Below are 15958 nucleotides of genomic sequence, written 5' to 3' on the forward strand. Positions count from 1 at the left end.
ACAAAGATCGCCCGCGGGTGTTACAGTGGCGGTTCCAAAGGGAGATCGCCATGAAGCCCGCCCTGTTCTGCGCCGCCCTGATTATGGCTCCGATCCTGGCCCTGCCGGCCGCGCCCGCCCTCGCGCAGCAGGCCCAGATCGGGGCTCAGACCTGGGGCCAGCCCTGGTATGGCGCCTACGCCCGCCCCTCGCCCCTGTCCGAGGCCCGGCATAACGCCCATGCGCGTCTGGGCGCGGCGGGCGACGGCTACACCTATGGGGACGGGCCGGTCCCCGCCTATCGCGGCCACCGGCATGACGGCCGTCATTTCGGGCGCGGCGGATGGCGCGCGGATGGACCGCGCGTCGGCTATCGCGACGAATGGGGCTATAGCGACGACCGGCCGCCGCGCTTCCGCACCGGGCGACGCGCGACAGACTGGCCGCGCGATGACGGCCCGGACGACTATCCCTACGACCGCTAGGCCAATGATCTAGGCCTGGGCGGCGAACTCGCTGAGCGCGTCGATGACGGCGCGGTTCTGGTCTTCGGTGCCGATGGTGATGCGCAGGGCGTCGGGCAGGCCATAACCGCCGACCGGGCGCACGATGATGCCCTTGGCGTTCAGATAGTCGTTGGCGGCGGTGCACCGCTCGGCCCCGCCGAAGCGCACCAGAACGAAATTCCCCGCCGAGGGCAGGACCTCATAGCCGAAGCCGCGCAGGGCCTGGGTCAGGCGCGGCCGCCAGGCCTGGACCAGATCGCGGGACGCCGTCTGGTGCGCCGTGTCGCCCAGGGCCGCGGTCGCCGCCTCCAGCCCCGGCACCGACACGTTGAACGGCAGGCGGATGCGGTCCACCGCCTCGGCCACCGACAGGGGCGCATAGCCATAGCCGATGCGCAGACCGCCCAGACCGTGGATCTTGGAGAAGGTGCGGGTCACCACGACATTCGACGCCTCGCGCGCCAGGGGGATGGCGGTCTCCCAGTCCGGCTCGCTGACATATTCGGCATAGGCCTCGTCGATCACCAGCAGGATGTCGGGCGACAGGGCGGCGTGCAGGCGGCGGATCTCCTCGCCCGAGTTCCAGCTGCCGGTCGGGTTGGACGGATTGGAGACATAGACGATGCGGGTGCGGTCATCGACCTCGGCCAGCAGGGCCTCGACCTCGGCCTTGAAGCCCGGCTCGGGCGCCAGTTTGACGATGCCCTCATTGGCCTTGGCGCTGATGCGATAGGCCAGGAAGCCGTACTGGCCGGTGACGATGTTGTCGCCGGGGCGCAGATAGGTCTGGTTCAGCAGGGCGAAGACCTCGTCCGACCCATTGCCGAAGATCAGCCGCTCAGGCTCCACCTCATGCAGGTCGGCCACCGCCTGACGCAGCTTGGTGGCCCGGCCGTCCGGGTACATGTGAATGTTCCCCATCGCCGCCTGGAAGGCCTCGCGCGCCTTTTCGCCGGCGCCCAGGGCGTTCTCGTTGGACGACAGCTTCATCGGCTCGGCCACGCCCTCGATGCGCGACTTGCCGCCGACATAGGGGGCGATGTCCAGGATGCCGGGCTTGGGGGCGGGACCTTGCGCAGCGGTGGTCATGCAGTGAGCCTTCAGAATACGGGGGCGGCGCCGATGACGCCGGTCAGATCGCCGGGCGCGCCGTCCAGCCGCCCGTCCTCGGCCTGCACATAACCCGCCAGCAGGAACAGCTTCAAGCCGCCGCCCGCCGTCAGCGGCTGGGCCGCCAGTCCGGCCTGGGCCAGGGCGGCCGCGATTTCGGCGTCCGATCGGGCGCCGTCGGTGATCCAGAAGGTGCGGTCATCACCCGTGGGGCCGGGCTGGGCGCGGGTCACGACCAGGGCGCGCGGCCGGGCCGCCGCATCGTCGGGCAGGGCCGCCGTGACCTTCAGCTCGGGCCGGGCCAGCAGACGCCCCCACCAGGGACGGCCGGGCGCCAGATCCAGCACGGCGGTCGCGCCCCCGACCGCCGCGTCCAGCGCCTGGTCCGGCTCGGCCGCCAGACGGACGTTCAGCCCGAACCGGTCCGCACTCAACACCTGCGACGCCGCGCCCCAGACGACCAGGGGCCGATCCAGAATGGCCATCCGGCCCCAGGCCGCCTTCAGCACCGCGCCCTCGGCGGGGGTCGCCCCCGCCAGCAGCGCCCGCAGGGCCAGGGCGCCCGCATCGGGCCGCCCCGCCTCGCCCAGGGCCAGCCGCGCGGCCAAGGCGTCCTTGAGCGCGGCGTCCAGCGCCGCACGCCGGGGATCGTCTTCGGGCGCGATCAGCATCAGAACAGCTTGGGCGCCGGGGCCAGGGCGAACGCGCCCAGATAGGTGCGACCGTCGCGGAAGACGACCGTCAGATCCACGTCGCCCGCCGCCGCCGTGGCCGCCGCCGCGCCCGCCGCCCCGACCCGGTTGACCGCGCCCTGACCGGTTCCGGCCAGGCCGGCGATGGCCGCGCCCGGCCGCTCGGCCTTCAGCGACACCTGGCCTTCCAGCCGCCCGTCGGCGCGCGCCGACAAAGCCTCGCTGGACAGGGTGGCGCGGCTGTCGCCCGCCACGGCGCGGCCCCGCACCTGGGTGAACCGCCCGCCCGCGCGGGTCCAGGCGGCGAAGACCCCGGCTTCGTCCATGCCGCGCAGGTTTCCGGCCTGTTCGACCACGCCTTCCAATTGCAGGGTCAGCCGCCCGCCCTGGGCCAGGCCTTCGACCGGCCCGCTGTCGCGCCCCTCGGCGTCGGCGAGGCGGAACAGCATGTCGATGCTGTCGTGCGCGGCGCCGTCGGTGGTGCGGTGCGGCCGCATGTAGAACTCCACCTTGCCCGCCCGGCGCAGGGGGAAGGCCTCGGACCCCGGATGGGGCGTGAATTCGGGCCGCGTCAGGTCCACCGCCACATTGGGCCAGCGCTGGGTCAGGCCATGCAAGCTCATGCGCAAGGCCTCGCCGCGCACCGCCACCTGGCCCTTGTCCGCCCGCGTCAGCACCAGGCCGTCGGTGGCCAGGATCACCCATTTGTCGGGGTTGTAGGCGTTGGCCTCGGCCACCAGCTCCGGCGCGGCCAGGGCATGGCCGGACGGGGCGGCGATCTTCACATGATCCAGCGCCAGCCGTGTGCGGAAGGGCCAGCCGGTCAGGCCGCCCGAGACATAGTCCACCTGCCACCCCTGACCCCGCAGGGCCTGGGCCTGGGCCTGAAGCCGTCCCTCGATCTGCGACGACAGCCAGAACCACCAGCCGGTCCAGGCCGCCAGCACCAGAAGCGCCAGGATCAGGGGCGTGAACAGGCCGCGTCGGCTGTGGCGGGGGGCGGGGGCGTCTGTCATGACTGTCCTGTAGCAAGCTGAGGGGGCGTGCCGAAGAACCTTTCGCCGCCGCCGCCGTTCCAGTGCCAGACCCTTGCCGGAGCCGTCCATGGAAACCCAGCAGCTTCACCGTGGCCGTCTGATCGACCATCTGCAGTTGGTCGTCGCGGACCTGGCGGCCAGCCGCCGCTTCTATCAGGCGATCTTCGCCGCGCTGGACGTGCCGATGGGCGGCGAGGGCGAGACCTATTTCTGGGTCGACGAACTGTTCGTCTCCACCGCCGACAGCGAGGCGGCGGCCGGGCGGCTGACCGGGCGGCATCATCTGGCGTTCCAGGCCAGGGACGAGGCCATGGTCGACGCGTTCCATACGGCCGGTCTGGCGGCGGGCGGAACCGACAATGGCACGCCGGGCATGCGGCCCTATCACCCCGGCTATTACGCGGCCTTCCTGATCGACCCGGACGGCAACAATATCGAGGCCGTCTATCACGGCCCCGCGGATCGCTCGGCCGACAGCGTGGTGGTGACCTTCGAAGGCTAGAGCGGCCGCCCTACCGCCTGTTGCCTGCTTCCTCTTCCAGAAAGCCGCGCGTCAGCGCGACCGCCTCGGCCAGGCCCATCCGCATCACCTCGGCCCCCGGCGGCAGGCCGGCGAACAGGCGCGTCGGGCTGGCGGCGTCCAGCATGACGAACACCCCCCGGTCGTCGGCGCGGCGGATCAGGCGGCCGAACGCCTGGGCGATGCGGCCGCGCGCCAGGGCGTCGTCGTAGCCGCGGCCTCGGTCGAACAGACCCCCCAGCCGCTCTCGCCGCGCCTTGTGCAGCAGGTCCGGCCGCGGCCAGGGCGCCCGGTCGAACACCAGCAGGCGCAGGGACCGCCCCGGCACATCCACCCCGTCGCGCACCGCATCGGTGCCCAAGAGGCAACTGTCCTGTTCGACCCGGAACATGTCGACCAGGCCGCCGATCTCCAGCGGATCGACGTGCTGGGCGTAGAGAGGCAGGCCCGCCTTGGCCAGCTCCGGCCCCAGCCGCTCATAGACGGCGCGCAGCCGCCGGATGGCGGTGAACAGGCCCAGCGCCCCGCCGCCGGACGCCAGGAACAGTTCGCGCATGGCCGCCGCCGTCTGGCGCGGATCGTCCTTGGCCACGTCGGTGACGACGATGACCCGGCTGTTCGCCGCATAGTCGAAGGGACTGTCCAGCCTCAGGGTCCGCGCCGGCTCGATCAGCCGCGCCGCGCCGGTGCGCATCCGGGCCAGGTCGAACGGGTCGCCGCCCTCGACGCCGCCCGCATCGGACAGGGTGGCCGAGGTGACCAGCACCCCGTGCGACGGCGCGATCACGGCAGCCTCCAGCGGCACGGTCGGATCGATCCAGTGACGGCGCAGGGCCACGTCGTGGATGCGGCCGAAGGCGGTCTCGGCCGACAGCCAGTCGACGAAGTCGGGGTCCGGTTCGTCGCCGGTCTCCTCCAGCGCCGCCAGCATGGCGCGCCAGGCCGGCAGGGTCATGCGCGCGCGCCGGTCCAGCCCACGCAGGGCGCCCTCGATCCGCGCCCGTGACGACGGCTCCAGCACATCGGCCTCGTCGTCCAATATGTCTTCCAGATGCCGCGACAAGGCCAGCAGCGGCGCCTCGACATTGGCCAGGGCGCGGCCCGCCTCGCGCGCCGTCTCCAGCACCGGATCGGTGACCGGCCGCAGGGCGCATTCCAGGCCGAACTCGGCCCCGCCCGGCGCCTCGGACGTGCGCGCCCTAAGCTGGTCCAGGGCGGCGGCCAGGAAGCGTTCGACCGGGCCGATGGGATTGACCTCTCCGGTCGCGGCGCCGATGCGGGCCGAGACGCCGTCGCCCGGCAGCTCGGCCGCCGCGCGGATGGAGTCGCTCAGGGCCTTGGTCGCAGCCTCCGAGTCGGCGCACAGGTCGCCCAGCCGCTGCTCCAGCCCGCGCCCGCGTCGCCCGCGCCCCTCCGGCCCCCGGATCCAGCGGCGCAGTTCGGCCGCCTCCTGGCCCGACAGGGCGGCGGAAAAGGCGCTGTCCGCCGCGTCGAACAGATGGTGGCCCTCGTCGAAGACGATGCGTTTCAGGGCCGCCGTCTCGCCGTCCTGCTTCTGACCGCGCGCCGTGCGGGCGCCGTCGAAGGCGGCCTGGGTCATGACCAGGGCGTGGTTGGCGATGACCAGGTCGGCCCGGCGGCTGGCGCGGATGGTCTTTTCGACGAAACAGGTGCGGTAGTGGGGGCAGGCGGCGTGGACGCATTCGCCGCGCCGGTCCACCAGATTGGCCGCCCCCGCCTGATGGGCCGGGGCCACGGCGAACAGGCCGGGCAGCCAGCCGGGCCAGTCGCCGCCGGTCATGTCGCCGTCGCGGCTGTGCAGGGCCCAGCGCGCCGCCAGGGCCGCGCCGATCAGGTCGCCGGTCCCCAGCTGGGCCGCCTGGACCATCTCCTGCAGGTTCAGCAGGCACAGATAGTTCTCGCGCCCCTTGCGCACCACGGCCTTGCGTTTGCGCTCGGCCGGGTCGGGCCACAGGCTGGCGCTCTCGCGGTCGATCTGGCGTTGCAGGGCGCGGGTGTAGGTCGAGACCCAGGCGGCCCCCGCGTTGCGTTCGGCCCACAGGCTGGCGGGCGCCAGATAGCCCAGGGTCTTGCCCGTGCCGGTGCCCGCCTCGGCCAGCAGCATGCGCGGCCGCCCCGCCTCGTCGCGCGGTGAAAAGGCATAGGCCGCCTCGGCCGCATAGTCCGACTGGGCCGGCCGCGCCTCGTCCAGGCCGGCGGCCTGAAGCAGTTTCTCCAGCCGGATGCGGGCGGATTCGGAATCGACCGGGGCCGAGCCGGCCTCTCCGCGCGGGGCCTCGTCCTCCCATTCCGGCAGGCGCGACCAGACGTCCAGGCCCGACCCGCGATGCTGGCGATCGCGCACCGGCTGGGCGCGCAGGGCGTCCAGCACGCGCGGCCCCCAGGCCCAGCCCGCCCGATCCATGGTCTCGGCCAGGGTCACCGCCGCCTCGCGCCCGGGCCAGGCCGGGTCGGTCATCGCCTTCAGCAGCAGGGCCGCGCTCTCCCGCAAGGCCTCGGCCTGCGCCTCCGCCCCCCTCGGCTCGGCCAGACCCAGGGCCAGGGCCAGGCCGGTGGGCGAGGGCGCACAGAACCGCGCCGGCCGCACGAAGGCGAACAGCTCCAGCACATCCATCAGGTCACGGCTGCGCGGCGGCGCCGCCAGCCCCAGCCGCCGCGCCGTCAGCGCCGCATGGGCCACAAGAACCGGCCCCCCGGTCAACAGCCCCTCGGCCGCCCCCCGCCCGATCTTGCGCGCCCCCTGATCGTCGCACATGGCCCCGGCCCCCGGCGGCGTGGCCAGGGCCGGCGGCAGGTCCAGCCAGGGCTGGGCGCCGACAACGGCGGGGGTTGAAAGGGCAGGGTCGGAAATCACCGGCGGACGATAGCGCGCGCCGGGGTGAAACGGAACGGGAACATGCTATATCGTCCGGGTGTCGTCCCCCGTCGCCCCCGCAACGCTTCCGCCCCTGTTCGCCGACTGGTTCGCGCGGCGCGGCTGGTCGCCCAGGCGGCATCAGCTGGAGATGATCCAGGCGGCCGATGACGGCGTTCACGCCCTGCTGGTCGCGCCGACCGGGGGGGGCAAGACGCTGGCGGGCTTCCTGCCCAGCCTGATCGACTTGGCCGAGCGCGGGCCGAAGCCCGAAACCGGGCCGGGCAGCGGGGTGCACACCCTTTATCTGTCGCCGCTGAAGGCCCTGACCACCGACGTCGAGCGTAATCTGATGACGCCGATTCGCGAGATCGGGCTGAACATCCACGTCGAGAGCCGCACCGGCGACACCAAACCCTCCAAGCGCCAGCGCCAGCGCGACTTTCCGCCCGACGTCCTGCTGACCACGCCCGAACAGCTGGCCCTGTTCTGCGCCTGGGAGGGGGCGCGGGCGTACTTCGCCGATCTGAAATGCGTGGTGCTGGACGAAATCCACGCCATCTGGAGCGGCAAGCGCGGCGACCTGCTGAACCTGGGCCTGGGGCGGCTGCAGGCCTTTGCGCCCCAGATGCGGCGGGTGGCCCTGTCGGCCACAGTCGACGATCCGCAGATGATCGCCGACTGGCTCTCCCCTTCCCCTCGAGGGGGAAGGGGTCGGGGGATGGGGTGTGGGCAGGCTGTGTCCGAGCCTGGCGCAGATGACGCCGGAGTCTCCCCGCCTCCCGGGAACAGGTCTGCCGACACCCCCTCCCAACCCTCCCCCCTCGAGGGGGGGGGCTCCGATGTCATAATCGTCCGCGGCGACCCCGGCGCGCCGCCGGTGGTGGAGATGCTGATCTCCGAGGGGCGCACGCCCTGGGCGGGCCACACCGGCCAGCACGCCATCCCCGAGGTCTATCAGGCCATCCGCCGGGCGCGGCTGGCTCTGGTGTTCGTCAACACCCGCTGGCAGGCCGAGTTCGTGTTCCGACAGCTGTGGGCCATCAATGACGACGCCCTGCCCATCGCCCTGCACCACGGCTCCCTGGCCGCCGAACAGAGACGCAAGGTCGAGGCGGCCATGGCGCGGGGCGATCTGCGGGCCGTGGTTTGCACCTCGACCCTGGACCTTGGCATCGACTGGGGCGACGTCGATCTGGTGATCCAGCAGGCCGCGCCCAAGGGCGCCAGCCGCCTGGTCCAGCGCATCGGCCGGGCCAATCACCGGCTGGACGAACCCTCCAGAGCCCTGATGGTCCCCGCCAGCCGGTTCGAGATGCTGGAATGCCAGGCCGCGCGCGAAGCGGTGGCCGAAAACAGTTTCGACTGGGAGCCGCACCATGTCGGCACGCTGGATACGCTGGCCCAGCACATCATGGGCGCCGCCTGTTCCGAACCGTTCCGGCTGGAGGACCTGTATGCCGAGATCACCCGCTGCGGCCCCTATCGCGGCCTGAGCTGGGAGGCGTTCGAGGAGGTGGTCGATCTGGTCGCCACCGGCGGCTACGCCCTTCGGGCCTATGACCGGTTCGCCCGGATCGTGAAGGGCCCGGACGACCGCTGGCGGGCGCGCAACGCCCAGATCGCCCAGCGCCACCGCATGAATGTCGGCACGATCACGGCGGCGGCGACCCTGAATGTCCGCATCGCCTCGCGCCGGGGCGGATCGGCGCGACACCTGATCGGTGGACGCAAGATCGGCGAGGCGGAAGAACACTATTTCGAACAGATGGCGCCGGGCGACACCTTCGCCTTCGCCGGCCAGGTCTGGGCGTTTCAGGCCATTGTCGGGACCGACGCCCTGGTCACCGCCGCCCCGGACCAGGAGCCGCGCATCCCGTCCTGGGGCGGGTCGAAATTTCCCCTGTCGACGTCTCTGGCCGACCGGGTGCGGGCCATGATCCAGGACCGCGACCACTGGCGCGTCCTGCCGCTGGACGTGCAGGAATGGCTGACGTTGCAGGAGGCGCGGTCGGTCATCCCGGCGGCGGGCGAAATGCTGGTCGAGACCTTCCAGCGCTCGAACCGGCATTATCTGGTCGCCTATCCGTTCGAGGGGGCGCTGGCGCACGGCTCGCTGGCCATGCTGATGACGCGGCGCCTGGACCGATGGGGCGTGGGGCCGCTGGGCTATGTGGCCACCGACTATGCGGTGGCGGTGTGGTCGATCCGGCCGATGGACGATCTGGACATGGCCGCCCTGTTCGAGCCCGACCTGCTGGGCGACGACCTGGAGGCGTGGCTGGCCGAAAGCTTCATGATGAAGCGGTCCTTCCGCAACTGCGCCCTGATTTCCGGCCTGATCGAGAAGCGCCAGCCGGGGACCGAGAAGACCGGGCGCCAGGTCACCTTCTCCACCGACCTGATCTATGACGTTCTGCGGCGGCACCAGCCGGATCATCTGCTGCTGCGGTGCGCGCGGGCCGATGCGGCGGCGGGGCTGCTGGACGTGGCGCGGCTGGGCCAGCTTCTGACCCGCATCCAGGGGCGGATCGTGCATCGGGCGCTGGACCGGCCCTCGCCCTTTTCGGTGCCGGTGCTGGTTCAGATCGGGCGCGAACGGGTGGGCGGCGGCGACGCGGCGGACATGATCCTGGAGGAGGCCGCCATGGAATTCTCGGAGGAAGCCCTGGTCGCCGAGGTGATGGACGAAACATCATGACCGCCTCCTGCATCCCTCTCCCGCTGGGAGAGGGCTTGAGCCTCCGGGAGCGCAGCGATCGGTCAGGCGAAAGGGTGAGGGCCGGCTGCCTTGCCCCCCCTTCTATCTTGCCGCCTTCGTGCAACGGCTCACGCCGACGGATGCATCCGACCCTCATCCGACCGCTTCGCGGCCACCTTCTCCCAATGGGAGAAGGACGATGAGCCCGGCCCTGCGCGAGGCCCTGTCGCCGATGCGCCGTCCGTGCGGCGCCCTGCGCGTCAGCGTCAGGGGCGAGAGCTGCGTGCTGCGGTGTTCGGGGGCCCTGTGGTTGCCGGAACATGGCGCCCTGGTGGCAGGCGACCTGCATCTGGAGAAGGGGTCGGCCTTCGCCGTGCGCGGCCAGATGCTGCCACCCTATGACAGCCGCGCCACCCTGGACCGGCTGGCGGCCGAGATCGCGGCTCTGAACCCGCGCACGGTCGTTCTGCTGGGCGACAGTTTCCACGACAGCCGCGCCATCGGCCGGATGACGGCCGACGACCGCGCCCGACTGGAAATGCTGGCCCAGGGTCGCGACTGGCTGTGGGTCGAGGGCAACCATGATCGCCGCGCGTTGGAACAGGCCGATGTCGATGCTCAGACGCGCCTGCCGGGCCAGGTGCTGGGCCATCTGAACCTGGGCGCCCTGCATCTGACCCATGAGCCGGGGCACGCGCCGCAACCCGGGGAAGTCGCGGGCCATCTGCACCCGGCCGTCCGCGTCGCCGCCCATGGCCGCGGGGTGCGGCGACCGTGTTTCGTCACCGACGGGCGTCGCCTGATCCTGCCGGCCTTCGGCGCCTTCACCGGGGGGCTGAACGTGCGTGATCCGGCCATCGCCGGGCTGTTCGAGACCCCGCCCCTGTTCGCCGCCCTGGGCAGGGACAAGGTCCACGCCATCCCCTGGGACAAGGCTTCTAGCCGCGCCTGAACAGCCGGCTGGCGCCATAGCCCATCAGGGCCGCCAGCAGCACGCACAGGACGCCATAGCTCCACGGACGGCGGTGGGCGAACTCATAGATGTCGCGCTCCAGCCCCACCTTCTGCACCGTCAGGGTCAGGTTCGACACCGACACCGGCTCGCCGTTCTGGAACAGCCAGACTTCGGTGTAATAGCGCCCGGTCGGCGCCGTGGCCGGCAGGGTGACCTCGGCGCGGAACAGGCCCCGGTCCACGAAGTCCACCCCGTCCGGGTCGGTGGCGTACAGCTGGGCCGCCTCCTTCAGGCGGATGACCGCTCGGCGCCAGTCCAGATAGTCTTCGCCCAGACGACTGACCACGACGTCGCGCACGCCATAGCGGGTGACGGTGCGGCTCTCTTCGGGCGCATTGATGCGCAGGTGGTTCACCCCCACGCCCAGGCGGCGCAGCTGGCCGAAGTCGGCGATGTCCGACAGGGGCCGGGTCGAGGCGGTCATGTAGAAGCCGGGCGCCCCCTCGAACAGCACCGGCCGGCTGTTCAGCCAGACGCCCATGTTGCGGGTCTTCTTGACCAAACGCACCGGCGCGTCGGGACCGCGCACCACCACCACCACATCGGCCGGCTGGTCGCCCGGATTGAACACGGCGCCGTAAAGCACGATGGAGGCGCCGCTAAAGCGGGAATCGACCTCGACCTGGGCCTCGGTCAGGGCGGCGGCGACGCGCAGGTCGCCCGAGGTGTCGGCCGATCGTTCCGGCGCCGCCGGCGTGGGGGGCGCAGGCGCCGCGATGGCAGGCGGTGGGGGCGGCAGGGTCGGGACCATCAGTTCCCCACCCCCGGCGCCAGCTGGAACAGGTCGCTGGGCCGCACGAACAGCTCCAGCCCCATGTACAGGCCGACGCCCAGAACGATGAAGCCCAGGGCGGCGCGCATTTCCTCGGCCCGGAACCGGCCCGACATGCGGGCGCCCCATTGCGCCCCCACCACGCCGCCCAGCAGCAGCAGGGTCGACAGCACCACATCCACCGTCTGGTTGCGCCCCGCCTGCAGGATGGTGGTGACGCCGGTGGTGATGATGATCTGGAACAGGCTGGTGCCCACCACCACGCCCGCCTTCATCCGCAGCACGTAGAGCATCACCGGCACCAGGATGAAGCCGCCGCCGACGCCCATGATGGCCGACAGGACCCCGGCGAAGACCCCCAGGCCCAGCGGCGGTATGGCCGAGATATAGAGGCCCGACTTGGGGAACCGCACCTTCCACGGCAGGCCGTACAGCCACATCGGCCGGCGCCGGTCCTTGCGCCGGGCCGGTTCGCCGCGCCGCCGACGCAGAATCTCGGTCAGGCTTTCATGCAGCATCAGGGCGCCGATGACGCCCAGGAAGGCCAGATAGGACAGGGCCACCACCAGATCGGCCTGGCCCAGCAGGCGCAGGTAGCGGAACAGTTCGACCCCCAGAAGCGCGCCCGCAACCCCGCCCAGGGCCATGACGCCGCCCATGCGGAAATCCACCGCCCCCTGGCTGGAATAGCGGATGACGCCCGAGGTGGAGGAGGCGACGACGTGGCTGGCCTGGCTGGCCACCGCCACCGAGGGCGGAATGCCCATGAAGATCAGCACCGGCGCCATCAGGAAGCCGCCGCCGATGCCGAACAGACCGGACACGAATCCGACCGCCGCCCCCAGCAGGATCAGGAGCGGCCAGTTCACCGAAACCTCGGCGATCGGCAGATACATATCCAAAGGACGCGCCTTCGGCTGGACGGACAAAAAGGACAGGCGCCGACAGGCGACGGGAAGGCTTTAGCGAGCGCGGACCGGCGAGGCCAGCCGACACGCCCCAGACGGGCGTCCGGTCAACCGGCCAGAGGCTCGACCTGGAAGGTGTCGGCGGCGCGGCGGGCGGCCTGGACCTGGGCGGGCGAGGCGCGTTCGCTGAGGCGGGCCACGGCGGCCGGCGCCTCGGCGTCGCCGCCGCGCGCCGCGATCATGTACCATTTCAGGGCCTGGCCCGTGTCGGCGGCGATGCCCTCGTCGCCCATCTCGTAAAGGCGCGCGACATTGTACTGGCTGTCGACCAGCCCCTGTTCGGCCGCCGCCGCCAGCAGGCGCAGCGCCTCGGGCCGGTCGCGGCCGCCGCCCTGGCCGTCGTACAGATACATGGCGTAGGCGTGCTGGCCGCGCGCGTCGCCGCCCTCGGCCGCGCGCCGCGCCCAGGCGCGAGCCTGGCTCAGGTCCTGGGGCGCGCCCGCCTCGCCGTCCTGATACAGTTTGACCAGGTGCAGCTGGGCCGAGGCGTCGCCCAGTTGGGCCGCGCGCTTCAGGGTTTCCAGACCGGCCGCGTCGCCGGCGTCCAGTTGTTCCAGCGCCTGGCCATACAGGACCTGGGCCTGTTCCAGCACCGCCGGATCGGCCGGCGCGGTCGGCGTCAGGCTGAGGGCCGTGGGCGCGACCTCGGTCGGCGCGGCGCCGCCCAGACCCGGCAGGGCCAGGGTTCCGTCCGTCAGGCGGGTGTAGCCGTAAAGACCGCCGGTCAGGGCCACGGCCGTGACCGAGGCCAACAGCGCCTTGCGCACGGTCGAGCCGTCGCGCGCGGCCTGTTTGTCCAACCGTTCCTGCAGCTTGGACTTGCCGCCCTTCTTGCGGTTCAGGCCGAAGGACGCGCGCGCCGGGGCCTCCTCGGCCGGGGTCGTCAGGGCGGCCCGCGCGGCGTCGATGGCGTCACGACCGCCCGAGGGGCGCGATGCGGCGCGTCCGGCGGCGGCGGCGGCGCCCATGGAGGCGCGCAGGGTCCGGGGATCGACGAAGTCGGTCTCGGCCGCGAACTCGTCGGGGCCTCCAAGGTCCAGACCGGCGTCGTGAATGCGGGCCGACGTCTGGGCCGGCGCCGGGGCGGCGGCCGCGACCGGCGCCTGCATGGCCGCGGCGGTGGCTTCCAGCACATCCTGCACATCGGCCCCGCCGAAGGCGGCGAAGGGCTGGGGGGCGCCGAACGGCGTCGGTTCGTCGCTGGCCGAGGGTTCCGTAACGGGCGCAGGGTCGAAGGCCGGTTCCGGCGCGACGAAGGCCTGAACCTCGGGCGCCTCGGGCCAGGCCGGAGCGTCGAAGGCGGGATCGTTGAAGGCGGCGGCGCGCCAGTCGGGCGTGACCAGGGGCGATTCCGGCGCCGGTTCGGGCGCGGCCTCGACCACGGCGGCGGGCTCGGCGATCGGATCGTCGCGGCGGGGCGCATCGCCCCGGCGGTCGATGTTCTCGCGCGCCTCGGCCAGCAGCTTGGCCGTGCGTTCTTCCGACAAACGCATCCGCTCGGTCAGTTCGCCCGAGGCGCGGTCATAGCGCTGCTCGATCCGGTCCGAGCTGTCGGCCAGACGGCGGCCGATCTCCTCGATGGCCTGGGCCGACTTGCGCTCCGACTGGGCGATCCGCTCCGACAGGCGATCCGAGATGCGGGTGATCTCGCCGCCCAGCTTCTCCAGCGCCAGGGCATGCCGGTCGTCCGAGGCGGTCAGGCGGCGCTCGACCGCCTGGGCGTGGCGGCCTAGCTCGCCCTCGAACCGCGCGGTCAGGGCCTGGTTCGACGTCTCGGCCCGCTGCATGCGGCCATTCAGGTTCTGGGCGATGCGCAGGACTTCGCGGCCCATGGCCTCGATCGAACCGGCGGCGCGCTGTTCGGCGGCCCGCGCCTGTTCGCCGACGGACGCCACCGTCTGCTCCAGCCGCGCCATGCGGTTGTCGGCCTCGGCCGTGTCCAGGCGGCGCATCATCTCGACGCGGTTGGCGTCGACCTGGCGCGACAGGGTTTCAGCCAGCTTCTCGAAGCGGGCGGCCTCGCGGGCGCCGGCGGGTTCGACCCGACCCTCGGCGGCGACCAGGCGGCGATCCAGATCGGCGAACGAGCGCTCCAGTCCGCGCAGGGCCTCGCTGGTGCGGGCCTGGGCCGCGTCCAGACGGGCGCCGACCTGGCCCATCAGATCCTGGGCGGGCTGGGTCTTTTCGACCGCGTCCATCCGCTGGCGCAGTTCGTTGACCGAGGACCGCTGACGCTCCTCCATGTCGTAGAGACGCCCCGCCAGGGCGCCCAGGGTGGTTTCGACCTTGCCGAAGGTCTCGGCCGTCTGGGGCCCGACCTCGGTCTCGAAGCGGCGCAGGCGGCGGTGGCCTTCCTTCAGCTCGTCCGAGATGTCGTCGATGCGGCGGCCCCAGGCGCGGTCGCCCGTCTGCTGTTCATCCAGGCGGCGCACCAGGCCGGCAACGGCCTGATCCACGCCCTGGATGGCCAGCTGCGACCGGCGCTCGGACGCCTCCAGCCGCGCGGCCAGGGCATCGACCGAGGCGGCGACACGGTGCAGGGTCTCGTCCTCGGCGTCATAGGCGTCGTCCACGCGGCGGATGCGGTTGCGACGTTCATAGCTGTCGGCGGCGTGGGACCGGCGCGGCAGGGGCGTATAGCCGTCGTCGCCGCCGTCCTCGATGATCATGGAATTCAGCCATTCGCCCAGGGTCATGCCCGAGCGCCGGGCGAGATCCTTGGCGATCTCGCGCGCCTTGGGATCGATCCCCTTCACGCTCCACGGCGCGGCTGCGCTCACTGATTCGCCTCCCGACCTACAGATGGCACGCTAATCGCCCAGATCAGGGGTGTAAACGCACCGTTAACCCCAAGATGTTGGGGGCGGCCAAGCACCTGTGGAAATCGCCGCTCGCCCAGCCCCAGCCTTCGCCCGAACAGGGTTAACGGGGCATGAAGATTAACCACCCGGCAAGGATTTCGCCGCTTGCGTCCGCGCCGCCCAGGGGCCACCTGAGCAGCCATGGACCTGAAGACCACGCTGATCCTGCTGGCCGCCTCCATCGCCGTCGCCGTCTTCGCCGGCTGGCGCGGGGCCCAGCCGCCAAACCTGCTGAAGGGGCCGCGCATGGTGCCCTGGCGGTTCGTCATGGTTCTGGCGGCGGCGCTGGTGATGCTGCTGGTCATCCACCTGGCGACCCTGGGCGGGGCGCCGCGCCCCGACTGGGTGTGACGGAACCGGCTCCGGCGCCAACGGTTTGATCGTCTCGCAACCGCACGAGGAGATCCCGCCATGGGCGACAAGACCCTGACCGCCGCCGAGGCCGAACAGGCTTTCTGGGACAGTCTGAAAAAGTCCAACACCGGCCTCTTGGGCCTGGACCAGCCCGGCTATCACGCCCAGCCCATGACCGCCTTCCGCGAGGAGGAGACCGGCACGATCTGGTTCTTCAGCCGCGACGACACCGACCTGGCGCGCGATGCGGCGGTCGGATCGGGCCAGGGCGCCATGTTCCACTATGGCTCCAAGGACCAGAACGTCTGGGCCTGCATCCATGGCGACCTGTCGGTGCACGGCGCCGACCGGGCCATCATCGACCGCTACTGGAACCCGGTGCTGGCCGCCTGGTACCCGCAGGGCAAGGACGATCCGCACCTGACCATTCTGCGCTTCGACGCCGACGACGGCCGGGTGTGGGTGAACGAGGGCGGCTTCTTCAAATTCGCCTATGAGGTGGCCAAGGCCAACCTCACCAAGACCCTGCCCGATGCGGGCGGGGTGGCGGACGTGAATCTGCAGTAGG

13 protein-coding genes are annotated in these 15958 nt (G+C 71.8%); 6 read left to right on the plus strand and 7 right to left on the minus strand.

Annotated features, from left to right (window positions below):
* Positions 1-50 precede the first annotated feature (50 nt).
* Positions 51-464, plus strand: a complete 414-nt coding sequence (locus Q0581_RS14625) for a hypothetical protein (RefSeq protein ID WP_298701191.1) — start codon at positions 51-53, stop codon at positions 462-464.
* A 9-nt stretch (positions 465-473) separates the two neighbouring features.
* On the opposite strand, the gene hisC is transcribed toward Q0581_RS14625, so the two are convergent.
* From hisC to Q0581_RS14640, 3 genes are read right to left on the minus strand one after another with little or no spacing between them, the layout of a single operon-like run.
* Positions 474-1574 (minus strand): histidinol-phosphate transaminase, encoded by a 1101-nt coding sequence (gene hisC, locus Q0581_RS14630; RefSeq protein ID WP_298701192.1) that lies wholly within the window; start codon positions 1572-1574, stop codon positions 474-476.
* 11 nt (positions 1575-1585) lie between these two features.
* Positions 1586-2266: a hypothetical protein gene (locus Q0581_RS14635; RefSeq protein WP_298701193.1), complete on the minus strand. Its 681-nt coding sequence runs from the start codon at positions 2264-2266 to the stop codon at positions 1586-1588.
* Positions 2266-3303 carry a DUF2125 domain-containing protein gene (locus Q0581_RS14640; RefSeq protein ID WP_298701194.1) on the minus strand — a complete coding sequence of 346 codons (1038 nt, stop codon included), beginning with the start codon at positions 3301-3303 and terminating at the stop codon, positions 2266-2268. The genes Q0581_RS14635 and Q0581_RS14640 overlap by 1 nt, the downstream gene beginning before the upstream one ends.
* 88 nt (positions 3304-3391) lie before the next feature.
* On the opposite strand from Q0581_RS14640, the gene Q0581_RS14645 reads away from it, so the two are divergent.
* Positions 3392-3826, plus strand: a complete 435-nt coding sequence (locus Q0581_RS14645; protein WP_298701195.1) for a VOC family protein — start codon at positions 3392-3394, stop codon at positions 3824-3826.
* 10 nt (positions 3827-3836) lie between these two features.
* Here the strand turns inward: Q0581_RS14645 and Q0581_RS14650 are convergent, their stop codons facing one another.
* Positions 3837-6620: an ATP-dependent DNA helicase gene (locus tag Q0581_RS14650; protein WP_298701204.1), complete on the minus strand. Its 2784-nt coding sequence runs from the start codon at positions 6618-6620 to the stop codon at positions 3837-3839.
* Between the two features lie 157 nt (positions 6621-6777).
* Between Q0581_RS14650 and Q0581_RS14655 the strand changes: the two genes are divergently transcribed.
* Entirely contained in the window at positions 6778-9420 is a 2643-nt protein-coding gene (locus tag Q0581_RS14655; RefSeq protein WP_298701196.1) for a ligase-associated DNA damage response DEXH box helicase, read from the plus strand.
* Between the two features lie 199 nt (positions 9421-9619).
* Positions 9620-10372, plus strand: coding sequence for a ligase-associated DNA damage response endonuclease PdeM (pdeM, locus tag Q0581_RS14660; RefSeq protein ID WP_298701197.1), 753 nt, complete (start codon positions 9620-9622; stop codon positions 10370-10372).
* On the opposite strand, the gene Q0581_RS14665 is transcribed toward pdeM, so the two are convergent.
* From Q0581_RS14665 to Q0581_RS14675, 3 genes are all read right to left on the minus strand, one after another.
* On the minus strand, positions 10359-11186 hold the full coding sequence (locus Q0581_RS14665; protein WP_298701198.1) for a TIGR02186 family protein: 828 nt from the start codon (positions 11184-11186) through the stop codon (positions 10359-10361). The two genes, pdeM and Q0581_RS14665, sit on opposite strands and share 14 nt — an antisense overlap.
* Complete coding sequence (locus Q0581_RS14670) at positions 11186-12109, minus strand: sulfite exporter TauE/SafE family protein (RefSeq protein WP_298701199.1); 924 nt, start codon at positions 12107-12109, stop codon at positions 11186-11188. Before Q0581_RS14670 ends, Q0581_RS14665 begins: the two co-directional genes overlap by 1 nt.
* A 113-nt stretch (positions 12110-12222) precedes the next feature.
* A complete protein-coding gene (locus Q0581_RS14675) occupies positions 12223-14955 on the minus strand; it encodes a hypothetical protein (protein ID WP_298701200.1) in 2733 nt (910 codons plus the stop codon).
* Positions 14956-15177: 222 nt separating this feature from the next.
* On the opposite strand from Q0581_RS14675, the gene Q0581_RS14680 reads away from it, so the two are divergent.
* The gene (locus tag Q0581_RS14680) at positions 15178-15387 is read left to right on the plus strand and encodes a hypothetical protein (RefSeq protein WP_298701201.1); all 210 of its coding nucleotides are present in this window, start codon (positions 15178-15180) and stop codon (positions 15385-15387) included.
* A gap of 60 nt (positions 15388-15447) precedes the next feature.
* Positions 15448-15957, plus strand: coding sequence for a pyridoxamine 5'-phosphate oxidase family protein (locus Q0581_RS14685; RefSeq protein ID WP_298701202.1), 510 nt, complete (start codon positions 15448-15450; stop codon positions 15955-15957).
* The last annotated feature ends 1 nt before the right edge of the window (position 15958 follow it).

Origin of the sequence: uncultured Brevundimonas sp. (assembly GCF_937863155.1) — a bacterium.
In the GTDB taxonomy this organism is placed as follows: domain Bacteria; phylum Pseudomonadota; class Alphaproteobacteria; order Caulobacterales; family Caulobacteraceae; genus Brevundimonas.